Consider the following 15160-nt stretch of genomic DNA (forward strand, 5'->3'; position numbering starts at 1 on the left):
TGTATCTTCGCTTAGGTTTTGCATTATTATTTCTGAGTCGCCCAGAGAAAACACAGGATGCATGCCTTCAGCTACTAACGAAAAAAATCCAACGCTCAATAATGAAAAAAGTATTTACCCATAAAACCCCGGTCTCGTGACCGGGGGCTCTGGGATTTTACCTGCGGCGGTTGTTGGTATTGACCTTGCGGGTAATGAATCCGGCAACGCGGTTACGGATACTCTTACTCTCAATAGTGGTGATCTCGGAAACAACTTTTTTGTTGTCGTCAAAGTTGTTGTTGAAGCTCTTTCCGTGCTGTTCCATAAGGGCGACGCCCATTGACTTGATATAGCTTGGCTTAATTCCCATGAGATATTCCTCAGATGTCTGTATATGTAAGTCGTTCCGATATGATAAGCATTCTGTTTGCCACTTCGTCAGGGTTTGCACCAAGAAAACGGATCAACGGCTCGGAATTTTTCGATTCTGCACTGATAATTGCCAGAGGAACACCGTCCCTGCAGCAGGAGGCAACGCCCCAGTCCATGCTGACAATGCCGGCCGGAAACTTTGCCGGATCATACTCGGCAACATCACGAATAGTTTCTCTGACAACCTGGGCAATCTCTTCAGTGTACCGAATGGTACCGACCGCACGACAGGAGGGATCAAATCTGGTCATCGTTAACAGTACGCGGACAAGGGGGTCGTCGGTACCGAATCCGATTCCGGTTCCTCGGATCACTGCCACATCCCTGATGTCACGGGGATTTTTGATCCCGTATGCGAGGGACACACCTCCCGAAGGCTGGAGATAGCGGGACAGGTTCATGACTTTTCCATGTGCCTGCTGCAATGCCTTGAGGACTAAGGACTGATCTGCTGCTGACATGAGTATCACGCAAGCCCCAGCTGATCTTTTACAAGAGTGATCTCACGAATGGCAATCTCATACATCCGGTCGCGGGGAACGAGTTCATCACCAAGAGCAATGCGGCCGCGGTCACAGCCTGCGGCAAAGGATGCGGTTTTGTATTTTTTTGCAACAGTTTTGGAAGAGACCTCGGTGATGTTTCCGCCTTTCACATATGCGCAGGCAATCACAAGACCCGAGACACTGTCGGCCACCTGCAGACAGATCTCAACAGGGGTAGTGTAATCAGCTCCAAACAGCATGTGGTTGTGGCGGCGGATGGGCTCTGCGATCTCATCATCGACTCCAGCATTTTTGAGAATTTCATAACCTCTGAGTCCGTGCCGCATCATGTCCTCATCTATTTCCTCAAAGTCAATATCATGCAGAATGCCTATCGACTCCCAGAGCCTGACGTCCTCGCCAAGCTCTTCGGCAAGTCCTTTCATTACGGCAGCTGTTGCAATGCAGTGGCCGCGAAGAGAGTCTGACGTCACGTGCGACTGCATGAGAACAAGAGCCTCATCTTTTTCCATGCATATACTTGCGTTATCAAAACTCATAAAAGCACACACGCCAATTCATATAATCATGAAAGACTGGCTTCTGGATATCATTGTCGGGGTATCGTCCCTGATAGTGTTCGGCATTCTGCTGTTTGTCCTGCCGATGGTGATGCCTGCGGCATATGGATATATCGGTGCACTAATCCTCTTTATCGCATACCTTGCGGTTGCGGGTCTCACGGTTATCAAAAACTCAATCACCTGAAAATATTTTCAGGAAAAATAATTTTTTTGTTTTGGTTCGCCCTTATCGGGACATGTTTTTCTTTGATTCCAGTTCTTCGAGAGCCCGGTAATCGGTTTTTTCCATTTTGGTTCTGGGAAGTGCGGCAACAACTTCGACAACAGCCGGAACGCTCCACCGGTTGAGTCTGGCAACTGCGTACTCGATCAGTTTCCGTTCAGCATCAGCCGGATCCATCTTATGTTTCAGCGTAACATACAGCTTGATTCTCGTGTCCCGCTTCCAGGGGATACCGATCGCACAGACCTCCTTGACATCCGGATGCGTCTGCATCACCTCTTCGATCATCATGGGGTAGACATTGTAGCCGTTGACCTTTACCATCCGCTTGTGCCGCGACCGGAAACAGATGTTGCCGGTTGGAGGATCAATTTTGACGATGTCACCGGTGTGCAGCCAGATGCGGCCGTCATCATGAAGTTTCAGCACTGCATCGGTTGCCTCCTTGTTGCGGTAGTAGCCGGTCATGGTTGCATCGCTGAAGAGACAGAGCTCTCCTTCCACACCGTCGGGAACAACCGTAGTCGTCCCCGGCTCAACCGTACAGATACGGTTGCCCTGCAAAGGAACGCCGACGCACCCGGTAGGAATTGTCTGGTACTCGGCACTGGTCAGAGCACAGACACTGCATGCCTCGGTCAGGCCGTAGCCAGGCCTGAACTTTGCGGTGCAGTTTCCCTGCCGCAGAAGCTGGTTGTACCGGTTGATCAGACTGCCGCTCACACTGTCACCGCCGGCGACGATCAGTTTGATGAAGGAGAGATCCTTTCCATCAAACTCGGTGTACATCCGCTCATACATCGCAGGAACTCCGGCGATGAACGCGGTCTTTTCTTTCAGAATGGTGTGGGCACATTCCTTCGCATCAAACCGCGGCAGAAGGACAACCTTGAGACCGGCAGAGAGCGGGGTGTGGGCGGTGACCGCAAGGCCGAACGCATGAAACATCGGAAGGATTGCAAGAAACGCGTCGCCAACCTTGATCAGCTCGGCACCGACACCAACAACCAGCTGCACGGCAACGGTGTTGACCGCAAAGTTGGAGAGCATGACACCTTTGGACGTGCCGGTCGTTCCGCCGGTGTACATGATAACAGCTGTGTCCTCAGGTTCGCCTGCATGAATCGGAAGCCCGTCGTTTGCAATAGCAGCTCTGCCGTCATCCAACAGACTCTCCCACTCGGTTATTTTCTTGACGTTTTCTCCGGTGAGATATTTTCTGACAGCACGGCGGTAGACCCATCCCATCAGATATCCTTTCGGTGATTTGGGGAAGTAGGACGGAGTCCTGCATCTGATGATCTCCACATCCATTCCTGAACAGAGACCTTCGTTTATCTCGCAGGTCAGAACAATTTTGCTCTGGGTCAGGTCCACGGCATAACCGATCTCACCGGTGGTTGAGAGCGGGTGCACCATGTTTGAGACAGCACCAATCATGTTTACCGCATATACGGCGACGACACACTGGGGAATGTTTGGAAGAAAAACCGTTACATGATCCCCCGCACGCACTCCGTGAGCACGGAGTCCTGCAGCGCATGCATGAACTTCATCCAGAAGTTCACCGTAGGTGATAGAGTGGCCGTAGTAAGCGATAGCTGGACCGTTCGGTCCAGCCTGCTCCGCGCCGAATTTGAGCATTGTATAAAGGGACTTTTTGACGTCCTCCAAATAAGTTACCACTGCCAAGTTATTCCTCCATGCACCACACAATTCACTATAATTAATTCAGGCTGAGTCTATAAATATTTACGGAAAATGCGTTTAATCGTTCGGATTTTCCGCAGGGATATTTTCAGCTGCGACCTTTGCGGCAGCTTCTGCCCGAAGACGTTTTCGCTCAAGCAGTTTTTTCTTTGCCCGGTAATAATTCAGCGGATGAGACACTTTGTCGCACTGTGCGTCGCGATTAACGCAGATGCCGTGAGTGAGCATCGTCTGGCAGGCAGGCGTTGTGTACTCATGTGTGGTGATATGATCCACTTGATATATGGTCATGTCAGGATTAAAATCTGGGCTTCGTGCGAAAATTCCTGCAACCTGTGCAGGCGTCATGCCGATGTTGTTCAAAAACGCGGTCATGGCAAACCGTCCCGAGTGAGTGAGGTTGACGCCTGCTGCAGCTCCTGCAATCAGCGCCTGAATGCAGGGAGGATATGCAGACTCATCGATTGCACCGAACTCGGCAAGGGTCCTCTCCTGCAGGGACGCGGATATCTTTTCGCACCATGGTGCAAACTCGTGTTCCATCGAAGGCGGGATGGAGAGGGGGAGCTGGGAAGAAAATACTTTTCTGATCCGTTCGCGAAGCAGAATGTCCTGCTCATCATCAGAGATTTTCACCGTTCCCGCTTCCACCTCACGGTTGATCAGCCGCCACTTGGGTTCGCGGACTGCTGAGGCAAGCTCCACGTACCTGATGACCGGCATTGCGCCTGTGCCGAAACTGATGCCGAGAGTCTCACAGACATGGTTTTTCAGTTTGGCATTCTCCTCCTCCTGCAAGTAATAGTAGGCACGTTTTGCTTCCATTCTTGCAAGACGGTCGGTGAGACTGCGGTCTTTGATACAGGAAACTAAAACACGGGCAAGCACATAAGTGGCAATGTCTGCGACAAAGTCCTGGGATTCGGGATACATCTCTTTGCCGTCGATTGCATACTTTACCCGCTCAACTGCTGAGTCAAGATACTTTCGTCCAAGGACTGATGAGGCGAGCTCGTTCATCTTGATGCCGCGTGCGGCAAGGAACTCCTGGGACTCTTTCAAAAAAGGATAGTGGGTTAAGTCGCGCGGCTCGACGGCGAGACGCATGGTCAGTCTGCCTCGATTCTCGGGGCGAGGAGGTAGCCGATTTTTCCTTTGCCGTCAGCGTAGACAAAGGAGAACTGTACCGGGTGATCGTTGCCGAGACGGATCTGGACTTTGTCTGCTCTGCCGATCGACTTGCCCATGTCTTTTAAGTAGTCGAGGGAGAAGAGAGAGCGTGCAGCTGCACAGGTGATGTAGTGGACATCGTCTCCGACGAGCTCGCGTTTGATTCTGTCGCTGTCGCCTTCTGCGTTTAAGGTGAAGACTTTGGTGTCCGGGTTGACGGAAAGGGAGATTTTGTCGGAGACCATTGCGGCAGCTTTTATGGAGTCGTTGAACATTGCTCCGGAGATCTCAAAGGTTGCCGGCAGTTCAAGGTTGGGTGCGTTCGGATCTTTTCTGATGGTCTTGGTGTCCAGCAGCGTTATTGAGTATTCGTATCCGCCGAAACTGATCTTCAGTTTTTTGCCTGAGTCGTCGAGTTCGAGTGCGACGATATCGGATTTGCCGATCATTCCCATCATGGAGCGGATCTTTTCGATGTCGAGTCCGAGCTCTGCCGGTTCTGCGGCATAGGTGGTAAATGCTCCAGCCTCCAGTTCAAGGGAGACCATGGCAACATTGGAGGTATCAACCGTGATTGTACGGATGCCGCTTTCGGTGACATGAAGTCGGCATTCGTTCACCAGTGCAGAGACTGCGTCAATTGTCTCCCGGAAAATATCTGCTTCGATTGTTGCTTTTAACATCAGTGTATACCCCTTGACACACTGAAAAATGCAGTGTGACGGTCCTTAGTGGTAATATTATGTGTTTTATGTACATATATATTGCCGGTATCTTTGGGTGTTGCAGCATTATTCATCAGCAGCCACGAAAAACACACGACGCATGCCTTTCACACGCCGTTGTGTGATGCTCACTGCTTAGCAGCCTCGCAGGGACACACGAAAATTTCACCGAAAAAAAATCACGGAATCTGAAAAAAATAGAGAGCTGATGAATCTTTGTCAGGAAAATTTTCAGAGCATCTTCATTTCAGAGAGATCTTTGTAAATTTTCTGTACCGCACGTTTTGCATCCTCGGGCTTTTTGCCGCCGGTGATGATCAGTTTGCCTGACCCGAACAGTAACACGACAACTTTTGGATCATCGAGCCGGTAGACGAGACCCGGGAACTGCTCAGGTTCGTACTCGATTTTGTCGAGATTGAAGCTCATCGCAATTTTATTGAGATTGATGCGCGAGCCGAGATCGGCTGAGGTGACAATATTCTGAATGCTGTAGGTCGGGTTGTCGACGATTTCAATATTGAGGTCGCGCAAAAGACCGACCAGATATTCAAGGCCTTTGTTGAGGCTGTCAATACTTTTTGCACCGGTCAGTACAACTTTTCCTGAGCCAAAAACCAGTGCGGCAATTTTTGGATTCTGCATTCGCAGAACAACTCCCGGAAACCGTTGTTTATTGTACTCTGCACCGGGAATTTGCGCTGCTAATACAAGGAGATCCAGCTTATCGTTTACCTTTGTCGATGCGACCACATTTTCGATCTTCAAAGATTCATCGGGCAGGCCTGACATATTTATATCTAACACAAGTAACTATTTAAATACTCGGTTGATGGGTACCGGAAAAAAAGGTACGGAGATACTGCTCCGCAAATTTATCGTATTAATCGTATTCACGCCAGGTGTGTTTGCATTTGGTGCAGCGGAAAAACCGGACCTCGGACTCATCAGCACTGCGGAGCTGACGAAGCCACCACTCGGCAACACCGTGGCCACAGTTCGGGCACTTGACTGCGCAGGTGGGTTTTGTCTCTATGGACATGTCATCATCGACGATCAGGATATCATTTTCCTGCATGTAGGCAACTTTTTTCATCTGTTCCTTTTCAGTGGAGCTGATCTCTTCCACATATCCGCACTGTGCACAGCATAGTTTCCCTTCCTTGGACTTCATTAATTTCCCGCAATTCGGACAGAACATCATAGAGTTAAATTTTGGTTTTGCAACCATATATATCCTTGACCTGTCCGGGTGCTGCCCGTGGTCTCCGGCTTATGTTGATTTTTGTTTTTGGTACCGTTTGGAGTTCCTACAGAATTCCCGCAACAAAACCATATTTATCCATCAGGGAAAATATATACCAGGTTCTTATGCTGGAGCAATTGATCGAAGTTGTTGTCATCTTATCCTGTATTGCGTTCCTGCTGTTCCTGATTCCCGGGAGACATCAGAACTATGTGGCAATTGTCGGATGGGTTGCAATGGAAGCGGTGCTCCTGCTCATGCTGCCTGAGTTTTATGCAGAAGGCAACTTTGTGTATCCGCTGATTGCAATAGTAGTCATTCCCTGTATCTATATTACCGTAAAGCGGCTTCTTGCAAACGATTACAATATCCGGAGGCTCACGTATGCGGCCTCGATCGCATATCTGATCTATGCACCGTTTGCGTTTATTCCGGCTCTGGGGAACTGGCTCATCAGTGTGGTCGTGGCTCTGGTGGCCGATGTTCTGACTGCGATCGGAACACCGTATACGATGTACAACTGGAACACGTTTATGGGAGAGGTGATTCCTGGCCTTGACTTTGGTTTCCGGGTTGAGGTGGTTCTCGGCTGTACCGGCATTCAGGCGATCGCCATTCTTCTTGGTGTGGTTGCAATTATTCCGTCCAGCTGGAAAAGAAAAATCGGTCTGTTCTTTTTGGTGACGGTGCCGATTTTTGCGGTGAATATTTTCCGTAATGCCTATGTTATTACGGCATACACGCAGCAGTGGTATCCGTGGTTCCAGGAATGGTTCCCGGAACCTGAGATGTACGGGTATGCAAGTTTCTTCTGGGCACACAATGTGTTCTGCGAGCTTCTTGCGCTTGCGGTTCTGGTGGGTGTTGCGTTCGCTCTCTTCAAACTCAATCCGATGATGGTGACAACACTCCGTGATATCGGCGAGGTGTATTATTATGATCTGATCGCTCTCCGAGACAACATCTTCGGACGGAAAAAATCCGAATAACTTTTTTTATGTGCGACTGTCCGTTCTGTGATCCTGATGAGATTGTTCTTGAAAACTCTCTTGCGTATGCAAAGTATGATCTCTATCCGGTTTCACTTGGCCACATGCTGATCATTTCCAAACGCCATGCGTCATCATGGTTTGATCTGACTCTGGAGGAGCAGTCAGCGGTTGTTGCTCTTGCAGACGCTGCAAAGGAGATGCTGGATCAGAAGTATTCACCTGACGGTTACAACGTCGGGATCAACTGCGGGGTTGCGGCAGGCCAGACGGTGATGCATGTTCATCTGCATCTGATTCCCCGCTATACAGGCGACGTGCCAAATCCGCGAGGCGGGATCCGTGCGGTGATTGCGGCGAAGCAGAGTTATTGATATTCATTCTGATGCCGGATTTGAAACGCGATTCGCGTTTTAAATTTTTTTCAAAAAAAAAGTTTAGACCAGCCGGTAGGTCTCAAGATTCTGAGGAGCCACCGTCTGGATATGATATTTTTTGTAGATCGAGCTTGCAAGATCGATCGTCTTTGACTCTTCGCCATGGATCGTGAACACACGCTCCGGTTTTGGCTGGAGATACTGGACATAGTTCATCAGCTGGCGGCGGTCTGCGTGACCGGAGAAACCTTCCACCGTCTGGACCTCCATATTGATGATGATACTGCCACGTTTACCGACCGGAACCTCACGCCATCCTTTCTGGATTCTGCGGCCGTAGGTACCGTCCGCCTGATATCCGACAAAGATCAGCATGTTCTTTTCCGACTCTGCAAGATTGCTCAGGTACTCAATAACCGGTCCGCCGTTTAACATACCGCTTGTTGAGATGATAACGCAAGGGTCGTCTGAGAAGATGATCTGCTGACGCTTCTCCTGCGAGTCAACCTGCTCGAAGCACTCGGCAAGGAACGGGTTGTAGTTGTCACGGAAAATCTGATTTCTGAGATCATTGTTCAGATACTCCGGGTATGCAGTGTGCAGAGCGGTTGCCTCCTTAATCATGCCGTCAAGATAGATCTTGCACTTCGGCAGCTGGCCGTTTCTGAAACCTTCTTCAAGGGCAAGCATCAACTCCTGCGAACGTCCGACCGCGAACGCCGGAATCAGAACTTTGCCGCCGCGGGTCACGGTTGTATTGATGACCTCATACAGCCGCTCCTCTGCTTCTTTTCGGGATGGAGAGAAGTCTTCGGATCCGCCGTAGGTACTCTCCATCATCAGGGCTTCAAGCCGCGGGAACTGGGAGACCGCGGGGTTGAACAGCCGGCTCTTGCTGTAGAAAAAGTCGCCGGTGAAAGCGATGTTGTAGAGACCGTTGCCTACGTTGAAGTGGGCGATCGCAGAGCCGAGAATGTGGCCTGCGTTGTGCAGGGTCAGTTTCAGATCAGGTGCGATGTCGGTCACGTCGCCGTAGCCGAGAGCGATCGTGTGCTTGACAAACTCACGGATCTCATTGGATGAGTACGGCGGGACTTTGTCCTCTTTGTTGTTCACATCAAGGTAGTCCAGCTGCAGCATGGCCGCAGTGTCGCGGGTTGCAGGTGTGGTATAGACCGGGCCGTCGTAGCCGTAGCGGTAAAGCAGCGGAACGTAGGCAGAGTGGTCAAGGTGTGCGTGGGTCAGGACAACCGCGTCCAGGGTGGTGAACGGATAGATCTCCGGTACATTCAGGAACGGTGATGAGGCACTGCCGGTTGCGCCCGGCGACTCTCCACAGTCGATGAGGACTTTGCTCTCAGGTGTTGAGAGGAGAAACGCTGCACGGCCTACCTGACGGCAGCATCCAAGGGTCGTAAGGCGCAGCCACTGTTCCTTGTCGCGGCCCGAATACATCGAGTCACGGTGAATGCGGCGGCCGCATCTGCGGAGAAACTCTTTTCGTTCATCGCGGGTTTCGCGGAGAAACTGACGCACCTGTTTGATGGTGGTGGACGGAATCGGCGGAGTCCGGACAACCTTCGGGGTCCAGCCGGTCTTCATCGTGATGTCGCGGAGTGTTCCTCCGTTCTTACCGATCACAACACCGGGTTTTTCTGCTTCGATGAGCACTTCGCCGGTGTCGGTGTCGAAGAAAATATCGGTGATGCCTGCGGTGTCAGGGACGACGCTTTTGATCATGTCGTATGCCTGTTCCGTGTCGCCGAGGATGTTCGGTCTGACCACGATGCGTTTGCGCAAGTCACGTGCGAGGGTTCGGATGAGATCCTGTTCCTCGGCAAAGCGCTTGGGGTCGTCGGTGTAGATCACCATCTCCGGGCCTTCGTACTCGACGTCAGTTACCGTAACGCCGCGTGGTACTTTCCGGTTAATAGTATCTTTTAGTTCTTTGAGTCTGTCTTCAACCTGCATAGAAATCGTTTCCAAAAAAGTGTAAAAATCAGAGTGAGGCAGAGGATGCCGGGAGCATCCCTGCTATTTTCGCCTCTGGGATATGTTCAAATTTATCCCGGGTTATGACGACGACGTTGTATCCTTCGCCGGATGCTGCGTCACGCCGCATTGCTGCACGAAGTGCCCGGACCGCAAGGTCGACTGCTTCGTGTTCAGTCATGTTTGGTTTGAAGCGGTCTTCAAGGACACCGTACGCGGTGAGGGAGCCCGATCCTGTCGAGACAAAGTCTTCCTCAAGGGTTGCGCCGCCTGCTGCGTCGACTGAGTAGACCGAGGGGCCGCCGATGTCAACGCCGCCGACGAGAAGCTGGACATAGTATGGAGAGAACCGGTTCTGGTTCAGATAGTTGGAGAGAATGGTTGCGGCAGCGCCGACACTGATCTCTTTTCCGCGGCGGATCTGGTAGAGGTTGCACTCTACGTTGATGATGCGGACAAGCTGCTGGGCGTCGCCGACGCCGCCGGCGATGGTCATGCCGATCCGGTCGGTGATGCTGTGTACTTTCTTTGCCTTTTTGCTGGCGATGAGGGTGCCCATGGTGGCACGCCGTTCGGTCGCAAGGACAACACCGCCCTGGAAAACAATACCGACTGTGGTAGTTCCTGTTTTAACGTCCTGATATTCCTGTGACATGGAGACCTCGTGTAGGACACCGGCAGGGAAAACTCCGTGCTGGTAACGCTGAAAGTTCATGAGTAATACCGTTTGCAGTAAGCATACGGATAAAAGCGCTATTATTTTAATGTGCGTGGGATGAGATAAAGGTTCTCAAATATACAGAAAAAAGAACGAAAAATATTTTCAGGAAAATTGGTTACTCACCGCTGATGTCCTCATCGTCACCAGCGGTCTGGGGGAGAATCAGCTTCAGTTTCAAAATCTGCCTGCCCCGCATCTTGGTCACCACGATGGTGATATGCTGATCGGCAAGGGTGACCGACTCGCCGAGTCTGGGGATGTGGCCGAGCCGTGAAAACACAAGTCCGCCGACCGTCTCGTAACTCCCCGGATCCTCAGGAAGGCTGATTGAGAAGTGCTCATTGAGAAGCGTAACCCGGGCCTGGGCATCCACCATATAGAGACCTTCTCCGATCTCGATAATGTCTGCGACCTCATCGCCGTCCGACTCATCCATGATATCACCGACGAGCTCTTCTAAAATATCCTCAAATGTCACCACGCCGGAGAAGCCGCCGAACTCATCAAGAATGATCGCCATATGCATTCTCCGAACCTGCAGCTCGCGCAGGAGATCATCAATCTTCTTCGACTCAGGCACACAGTAGACATCAAACATCAGCGTCTTCACTGGTGCACGGTGATTTCCTGCCGTATAGGCATTGAAGATATCCTTGATGTTCAGGGTTCCGACAATGTTATCCGTATGTCCGTGATACACCGGCACACGGGAAAAACCGGTGTCGCGGAAGTGGGCGACCGCCTCTTCAAGGGTTGCGGTATCCTCAATCACTGCAACATCCGGTCGTGGCGTCATGATCTCCTTTGCGGTCGTATCATTAAATTTGAGGACCGAGTAGATCATCTCCTTCTCATCCTCCTCGATTGCCCCTTCCATCTCGCCGACATCAATCCACTCGCGAATCTCCTCTTCGGTTACTGCTGGAACATTTGCCCCGCCGTTTTTGCCGACTCTTCGGGCGCGGTCGTACACCCAGAAGAACGGGGAAAGTACAAGCGTCAGATAATAAATCGGCGTTGCAACAAGAAGTGCCACGCGTTCCATTCTGCGGGTGGCAAAGGTCTTTGGACCGATCTCACCAAAAATCAGCAGAAGCAGTGTCACAACACCGGTCGCAATCGCAACACCTGCGTCTCCGAACACCGTAAACGCAACAGCAGTCGCAATTGCTGACGCTCCGACGTTGGCGATGTTGTTTCCGATAAGAATCGTAATCAGGAAGTGATCCGGATTGTTTTTCAGTTTCTCAAGACGTTTTCCGGCGTTACCCTCTTCAGACAACGCACGAACCTTTGCACGGTTAATCCCAACAAGCGCAACCTCAGAAGCGGAGAAAAACGCGGAGAATACCAGCAGGATTATAAAAATAACGATATTCGAATATTCTATCATATTGTCCACGCCGCAACTGCGGCAGATCTATTCCTATGGCCTGAACCAGTAGTCATCATTTGCGAGTCTCTTTATAATTTATGTGAATCGTTTGGCTTAAAGTAATCGGAGATGGTGACTTTATCATGTGGCCGGCTCATCAATACAGCCGCAACTTCGAAGCTGCGAAAACCATCCCGTCTCCTTCGCAAGAATACCAATCTTATCCTCATACCCAAGACGCCGCCCGAAGTTCAGATCCTCCAGCTCAAACGTCACAAGACCCGAGTACCCGAACCTCTTCAGCTCTGTGAGGAGAGACACACCCTCCTCAGTTCCGGCAAGAGTCGTATGCATTGATGCAGCCCTGCCCGAGCTTGCATGAATATTCACTATACGGTCGCCGCACTCGGACAGAAACGAAAACGGATCTGTAGGAACAGCCGCAACCGCGTGTGCATAATCCCAGGTAAACGACAGCCACGAGTACTCATCCAGAATTCTCCGGACCGCATCAGGAGTAACCATCTGTGCATTCACCGCTGGCGGCATATTTTCAAGTGCAACCGTAACCGAAGTCCCGAACGCTGCATTTCCCACAGCATCAAGGTACGCGGTAAGGCGCGCACGATCCAGCGGGCCTGTCGGACGCTTCGCAGTACGTTTCCCCGGATGAATCGTCACCACCCCGCCGCCAAGTGAATCCATCATCTCAACACATCTGCAGGTGTACTCAATCGACAGCCTTGCAACCCCGGGATTAAACGAGCAGGGATTCAGATCAAAGATCGGAGCATGCATCGCAAGAAGTTTCGGCGAGGAAAACTGCTGCATCAGATCCAAAAGATTGCGCGGATCTGCGCCTTGCATCCAGAACTCAGGAGTCTCCATCCAGAACTCCACATAATCCAGGCCTGCTGTCTGCAGAGCAGAAAAAATTTCTCCAGGCTGATACTCATGAAAAAACATACTGGACGCACCAAGACGGATCATTGTGATCGTTACATTTCTTTCGTTCAAATACCAATCTATGTGTTATGGCAGGGAAGGGACAGCAGATGCAGCTGACATTTGATACAGCGGAGACAAACTGCCCCCAATCAAAACAGATCGCGCCGGTAATGGAAAACTCAACGCTTGATGCGGTTGCGCGCGAAGAGCCGAACGATCCTGCAGTGCTCAGCGTATCGCAGCTTGCCGAGCGGATACGTGACGCGATTGACACGCCGCAGCTGACCAATGTCTGCGTTCAGGGCGAGATCACCGGATACCGCCCGCACTCCTCAGGCCACCTCTACTTTTCGCTCTCCGAACATGGAGATGAGTCCGCCACAATGCCATGCGTGATGTGGAAGTACGCCGCAAAAACCGTATCATTCCCGGTAAAGGACGGTGCACTGGTTCAGGCAACCGGCTATGTCGATTTTTATCCGCCGTACGGCAAAATGCAGTTCGTGATAAAAAAACTCGAGCCCGCAGTCTCCGGCAAAACCGGTCTGTATCTTTTGAAGGAGCAGTGGAAAAAACAGCTGACCGAAGAAGGCACGATCCCCCGGACAGAAACTGCTCGCAGATGCCCGCCTCTGTTTCCGACAACGGTCGGTGTTGTGACATCACGGACCGGAGCGGTCTTACAGGACATCCGCAATGTGATCGGCAGACGCTATCCTCTAAACATCATCCTTGCTCACACAGCTGTTCAGGGTGAAGGAGCGCATCAGCAGATTGCAGCGGCTATTGCTTCGCTTCAGGGAAAAGCGGATGTGATCATTGTTGCACGCGGCGGCGGGAGCTTTGAGGATCTGTTCGAGTTCAATCATCCGGATGTGGTGCGGGCAATTGCAGGGTCAGCAGTCCCGGTCATCAGCGCGATTGGCCACGAAACCGACACAACGCTTGCAGACTTCGCCGCCGACCGCCGCGTGCCGACACCGTCTGCTGCGGCGGAGACCGTTGTCCCTGACAGAACGGTTCTGCTGCAGCAGCTTGAAGAGATGCGGAGATCCATCCGCGACAATCTTTCCGGGAGATTTTCGGATGAAAAGTCCTCACTTGCAGAACTTCGCGTGCGGGTGGACCCAATCAGACTTGCACGAAAACTGGATCAGATGCAGCAGCAGACCGCAGACTTTGCCGAGCGGATCACAGCGGCCCTGTCCAGAAAAATTTCTGCCGAGCGCGAGGCTTACAAAATCCAAAAGGAAAATATCATCCGCCTAACACGGACGAAGATTGCCACCGCACGGCTGGAGCTTTTGGCAGAGAAGGAGGTAATCTACGGGAGAAATCCGTATAAACCGCTCGAACTCGGGTATGCCCTTGTCTGGAAAGAGGGAAAACTCATTCGGACGGCAGCAAACATGAACGAACGCGACCAACTCAGTCTTCAGCTTGTGGACGGAATTGTGACCGCAGTTGTGGAGAAGATCAGCTATGACAGAGATACCACAGAACCAAACCTATGAATCCATGATCGCCGAGTTGAAGGCGATCGCAAAACAGCTTGACAATCCGGAAACCTCGATTGAGGATGCAGTCAGTCTGCACCAGCGCGGGTTAGCGCTCATTCAGAAGTGCGAGGAGTTTTTGCAGAAGGCAGAACTATCCATTACCGAAGTTCAGCCCGAAGAGTAACAGTCATCTCCTCTTCATTCTGCAGTTTTTCTATCAGCTCGCGCGGCAGCTGGTATGCGGTATGATCGCTGTAGACCGAGATGGTCCTCGAACAGACAAAGGTACTGCGCCGCCAGACGAGATCAGTCTCATGCGTTAAGGTAATGCCAACATATCCTTCTGAGCGTATGACAGCAGTCACGCCGCCGCAGGATAAGGTTGTCGTGAGAGTTGTGCGGGGATCCCCAAGTGCCATGCGGAATTCAGGCGAGAGATCAGCCGCGCCTTTGTCCGCACCGACCGCGATGATGCAGTCGCCGTTTGGCGAGAGGTCGGTCTCTTTGGTAATCTCAAACGTACTTTTGTGCAGCGCACGGACATTTTTGTGGCCGCGGCAGTGAATGGTCTCAACGATCTCCATTGCTTTTGGTAACATGGGGTCTGTGCGGACAAATAGATTGCTGATTTTTACGGCGTTGCCCATTAATTCTTGCCTCCCACGGAAAAGCGGAAAACACAGAAATAAAAACATCACTGAG

At 51.4% G+C, this 15160-nt stretch carries 18 protein-coding genes; 5 read left to right on the plus strand and 13 right to left on the minus strand.

The genetic code is table 11. The features are described 5' to 3' along the window. Positions 1 to 157 precede the first annotated feature (157 nt). The 3 genes from McpAg1_RS07040 to McpAg1_RS07050 are packed head-to-tail and all read right to left on the minus strand — an operon-like array spanning position 158 to position 1432. Positions 158 to 352 (minus strand): 30S ribosomal protein S17e, encoded by a 195-nt coding sequence (locus tag McpAg1_RS07040; RefSeq protein WP_338094596.1) that lies wholly within the window; start codon positions 350 to 352, stop codon positions 158 to 160. 10 nt (positions 353 to 362) lie between these two features. Then, a complete protein-coding gene (locus tag McpAg1_RS07045) occupies positions 363 to 875 on the minus strand; it encodes a thiamine-phosphate synthase family protein (protein WP_338094597.1) in 513 nt (170 codons plus the stop codon). 5 nt (positions 876 to 880) lie between these two features. After that, a complete protein-coding gene (locus McpAg1_RS07050) occupies positions 881 to 1432 on the minus strand; it encodes an HD domain-containing protein (RefSeq protein ID WP_338094598.1) in 552 nt (183 codons plus the stop codon). A 55-nt stretch (positions 1433 to 1487) separates the two neighbouring features. Here McpAg1_RS07050 and McpAg1_RS07055 point away from each other — a divergent pair, with 55 nt between their 5' ends. Next, positions 1488 to 1667 carry a hypothetical protein gene (locus McpAg1_RS07055; protein ID WP_338094599.1) on the plus strand — a complete coding sequence of 60 codons (180 nt, stop codon included), beginning with the start codon at positions 1488 to 1490 and terminating at the stop codon, positions 1665 to 1667. 42 nt (positions 1668 to 1709) lie between these two features. Here the strand turns inward: McpAg1_RS07055 and McpAg1_RS07060 are convergent, their stop codons facing one another. From McpAg1_RS07060 to McpAg1_RS07080, 5 genes are all read right to left on the minus strand, one after another. Continuing rightward, positions 1710 to 3350 carry a class I adenylate-forming enzyme family protein gene (locus tag McpAg1_RS07060; RefSeq protein WP_338094600.1) on the minus strand — a complete coding sequence of 547 codons (1641 nt, stop codon included), beginning with the start codon at positions 3348 to 3350 and terminating at the stop codon, positions 1710 to 1712. Between the two features lie 123 nt (positions 3351 to 3473). Beyond that, positions 3474 to 4523, minus strand: coding sequence for a DNA primase large subunit PriL (locus McpAg1_RS07065; RefSeq protein ID WP_338094601.1), 1050 nt, complete (start codon positions 4521 to 4523; stop codon positions 3474 to 3476). Positions 4524 to 4525: 2 nt separating this feature from the next. Then, on the minus strand, positions 4526 to 5269 hold the full coding sequence (locus McpAg1_RS07070; protein ID WP_338094602.1) for a DNA polymerase sliding clamp: 744 nt from the start codon (positions 5267 to 5269) through the stop codon (positions 4526 to 4528). 273 nt (positions 5270 to 5542) lie between these two features. Further along, complete coding sequence (locus McpAg1_RS07075) at positions 5543 to 6103, minus strand: TATA-box-binding protein (RefSeq protein ID WP_338094603.1); 561 nt, start codon at positions 6101 to 6103, stop codon at positions 5543 to 5545. Positions 6104 to 6194: 91 nt separating this feature from the next. After that, a complete protein-coding gene (locus tag McpAg1_RS07080) occupies positions 6195 to 6515 on the minus strand; it encodes a transcription factor S (RefSeq protein WP_338094604.1) in 321 nt (106 codons plus the stop codon). Between the two features lie 167 nt (positions 6516 to 6682). Between McpAg1_RS07080 and artA the strand changes: the two genes are divergently transcribed. Continuing rightward, positions 6683 to 7546 (plus strand): archaeosortase A, encoded by an 864-nt coding sequence (gene artA, locus McpAg1_RS07085; RefSeq protein ID WP_338094605.1) that lies wholly within the window; start codon positions 6683 to 6685, stop codon positions 7544 to 7546. Between the two features lie 8 nt (positions 7547 to 7554). Then, positions 7555 to 7920 carry an HIT family protein gene (locus McpAg1_RS07090; protein ID WP_338094606.1) on the plus strand — a complete coding sequence of 122 codons (366 nt, stop codon included), beginning with the start codon at positions 7555 to 7557 and terminating at the stop codon, positions 7918 to 7920. A gap of 63 nt (positions 7921 to 7983) precedes the next feature. On the opposite strand, the gene McpAg1_RS07095 is transcribed toward McpAg1_RS07090, so the two are convergent. From McpAg1_RS07095 to McpAg1_RS07110, 4 genes are all read right to left on the minus strand, one after another. Then, complete coding sequence (locus tag McpAg1_RS07095) at positions 7984 to 9894, minus strand: beta-CASP ribonuclease aCPSF1 (RefSeq protein WP_338094607.1); 1911 nt, start codon at positions 9892 to 9894, stop codon at positions 7984 to 7986. A gap of 28 nt (positions 9895 to 9922) precedes the next feature. Then, a complete protein-coding gene (gene psmB, locus McpAg1_RS07100) occupies positions 9923 to 10570 on the minus strand; it encodes an archaeal proteasome endopeptidase complex subunit beta (RefSeq protein ID WP_338094649.1) in 648 nt (215 codons plus the stop codon). 181 nt (positions 10571 to 10751) lie between these two features. Beyond that, a complete protein-coding gene (locus McpAg1_RS07105) occupies positions 10752 to 12029 on the minus strand; it encodes a hemolysin family protein (protein ID WP_338094608.1) in 1278 nt (425 codons plus the stop codon). A 123-nt stretch (positions 12030 to 12152) separates the two neighbouring features. Continuing rightward, positions 12153 to 12977 (minus strand): sugar phosphate isomerase/epimerase family protein, encoded by an 825-nt coding sequence (locus McpAg1_RS07110; RefSeq protein ID WP_338094609.1) that lies wholly within the window; start codon positions 12975 to 12977, stop codon positions 12153 to 12155. Positions 12978 to 13045: 68 nt separating this feature from the next. Between McpAg1_RS07110 and xseA the strand changes: the two genes are divergently transcribed. Next, on the plus strand, positions 13046 to 14473 hold the full coding sequence (gene xseA / locus McpAg1_RS07115; protein ID WP_338094610.1) for an exodeoxyribonuclease VII large subunit: 1428 nt from the start codon (positions 13046 to 13048) through the stop codon (positions 14471 to 14473). Next, positions 14442 to 14642 carry an exodeoxyribonuclease VII small subunit gene (gene xseB / locus McpAg1_RS07120; protein WP_338094611.1) on the plus strand — a complete coding sequence of 67 codons (201 nt, stop codon included), beginning with the start codon at positions 14442 to 14444 and terminating at the stop codon, positions 14640 to 14642. Before xseA ends, xseB begins: the two co-directional genes overlap by 32 nt. On the opposite strand, the gene McpAg1_RS07125 is transcribed toward xseB, so the two are convergent. After that, positions 14617 to 15057: a DUF371 domain-containing protein gene (locus McpAg1_RS07125; protein WP_338094612.1), complete on the minus strand. Its 441-nt coding sequence runs from the start codon at positions 15055 to 15057 to the stop codon at positions 14617 to 14619. The two genes, xseB and McpAg1_RS07125, sit on opposite strands and share 26 nt — an antisense overlap. Positions 15058 to 15160 lie beyond the last annotated feature (103 nt).

The sequence above is a fragment of the Methanorbis furvi genome (genome assembly GCF_032714615.1).
GTDB classification, from domain to species: domain Archaea; phylum Halobacteriota; class Methanomicrobia; order Methanomicrobiales; family Methanocorpusculaceae; genus Methanocorpusculum; species Methanocorpusculum furvi.

What these genes read in the sequence shown, in the direction of transcription:
- McpAg1_RS07050 (WP_338094598.1), bottom strand. Translation starts at nt 1,432, where the DNA reads ATGGAAAAAGATGAGGCTCTTGTTCTCATGCAGTCGCACGTGACGTCA.
- McpAg1_RS07110 (WP_338094609.1), bottom strand. Translation starts at nt 12,977, where the DNA reads ATGTTTTTTCATGAGTATCAGCCTGGAGAAATTTTTTCTGCTCTGCAG.
- psmB (WP_338094649.1), bottom strand. Translation starts at nt 10,570, where the DNA reads ATGTCACAGGAATATCAGGACGTTAAAACAGGAACTACCACAGTCGGT.
- McpAg1_RS07090 (WP_338094606.1), top strand. Translation starts at nt 7,555, where the DNA reads ATGTGCGACTGTCCGTTCTGTGATCCTGATGAGATTGTTCTTGAAAAC.
- McpAg1_RS07065 (WP_338094601.1), bottom strand. Translation starts at nt 4,523, where the DNA reads ATGCGTCTCGCCGTCGAGCCGCGCGACTTAACCCACTATCCTTTTTTG.
- McpAg1_RS07045 (WP_338094597.1), bottom strand. Translation starts at nt 875, where the DNA reads ATGTCAGCAGCAGATCAGTCCTTAGTCCTCAAGGCATTGCAGCAGGCA.
- McpAg1_RS07105 (WP_338094608.1), bottom strand. Translation starts at nt 12,029, where the DNA reads ATGATAGAATATTCGAATATCGTTATTTTTATAATCCTGCTGGTATTC.
- McpAg1_RS07125 (WP_338094612.1), bottom strand. Translation starts at nt 15,057, where the DNA reads ATGTTACCAAAAGCAATGGAGATCGTTGAGACCATTCACTGCCGCGGC.
- McpAg1_RS07040 (WP_338094596.1), bottom strand. Translation starts at nt 352, where the DNA reads ATGGGAATTAAGCCAAGCTATATCAAGTCAATGGGCGTCGCCCTTATG.
- McpAg1_RS07070 (WP_338094602.1), bottom strand. Translation starts at nt 5,269, where the DNA reads ATGTTAAAAGCAACAATCGAAGCAGATATTTTCCGGGAGACAATTGAC.
- artA (WP_338094605.1), top strand. Translation starts at nt 6,683, where the DNA reads ATGCTGGAGCAATTGATCGAAGTTGTTGTCATCTTATCCTGTATTGCG.
- McpAg1_RS07095 (WP_338094607.1), bottom strand. Translation starts at nt 9,894, where the DNA reads ATGCAGGTTGAAGACAGACTCAAAGAACTAAAAGATACTATTAACCGG.
- McpAg1_RS07075 (WP_338094603.1), bottom strand. Translation starts at nt 6,103, where the DNA reads ATGTCAGGCCTGCCCGATGAATCTTTGAAGATCGAAAATGTGGTCGCA.
- xseB (WP_338094611.1), top strand. Translation starts at nt 14,442, where the DNA reads ATGACAGAGATACCACAGAACCAAACCTATGAATCCATGATCGCCGAG.
- McpAg1_RS07055 (WP_338094599.1), top strand. Translation starts at nt 1,488, where the DNA reads ATGAAAGACTGGCTTCTGGATATCATTGTCGGGGTATCGTCCCTGATA.
- McpAg1_RS07080 (WP_338094604.1), bottom strand. Translation starts at nt 6,515, where the DNA reads ATGATGTTCTGTCCGAATTGCGGGAAATTAATGAAGTCCAAGGAAGGG.
- McpAg1_RS07060 (WP_338094600.1), bottom strand. Translation starts at nt 3,350, where the DNA reads ATGCTCAAATTCGGCGCGGAGCAGGCTGGACCGAACGGTCCAGCTATC.
- xseA (WP_338094610.1), top strand. Translation starts at nt 13,046, where the DNA reads ATGGCAGGGAAGGGACAGCAGATGCAGCTGACATTTGATACAGCGGAG.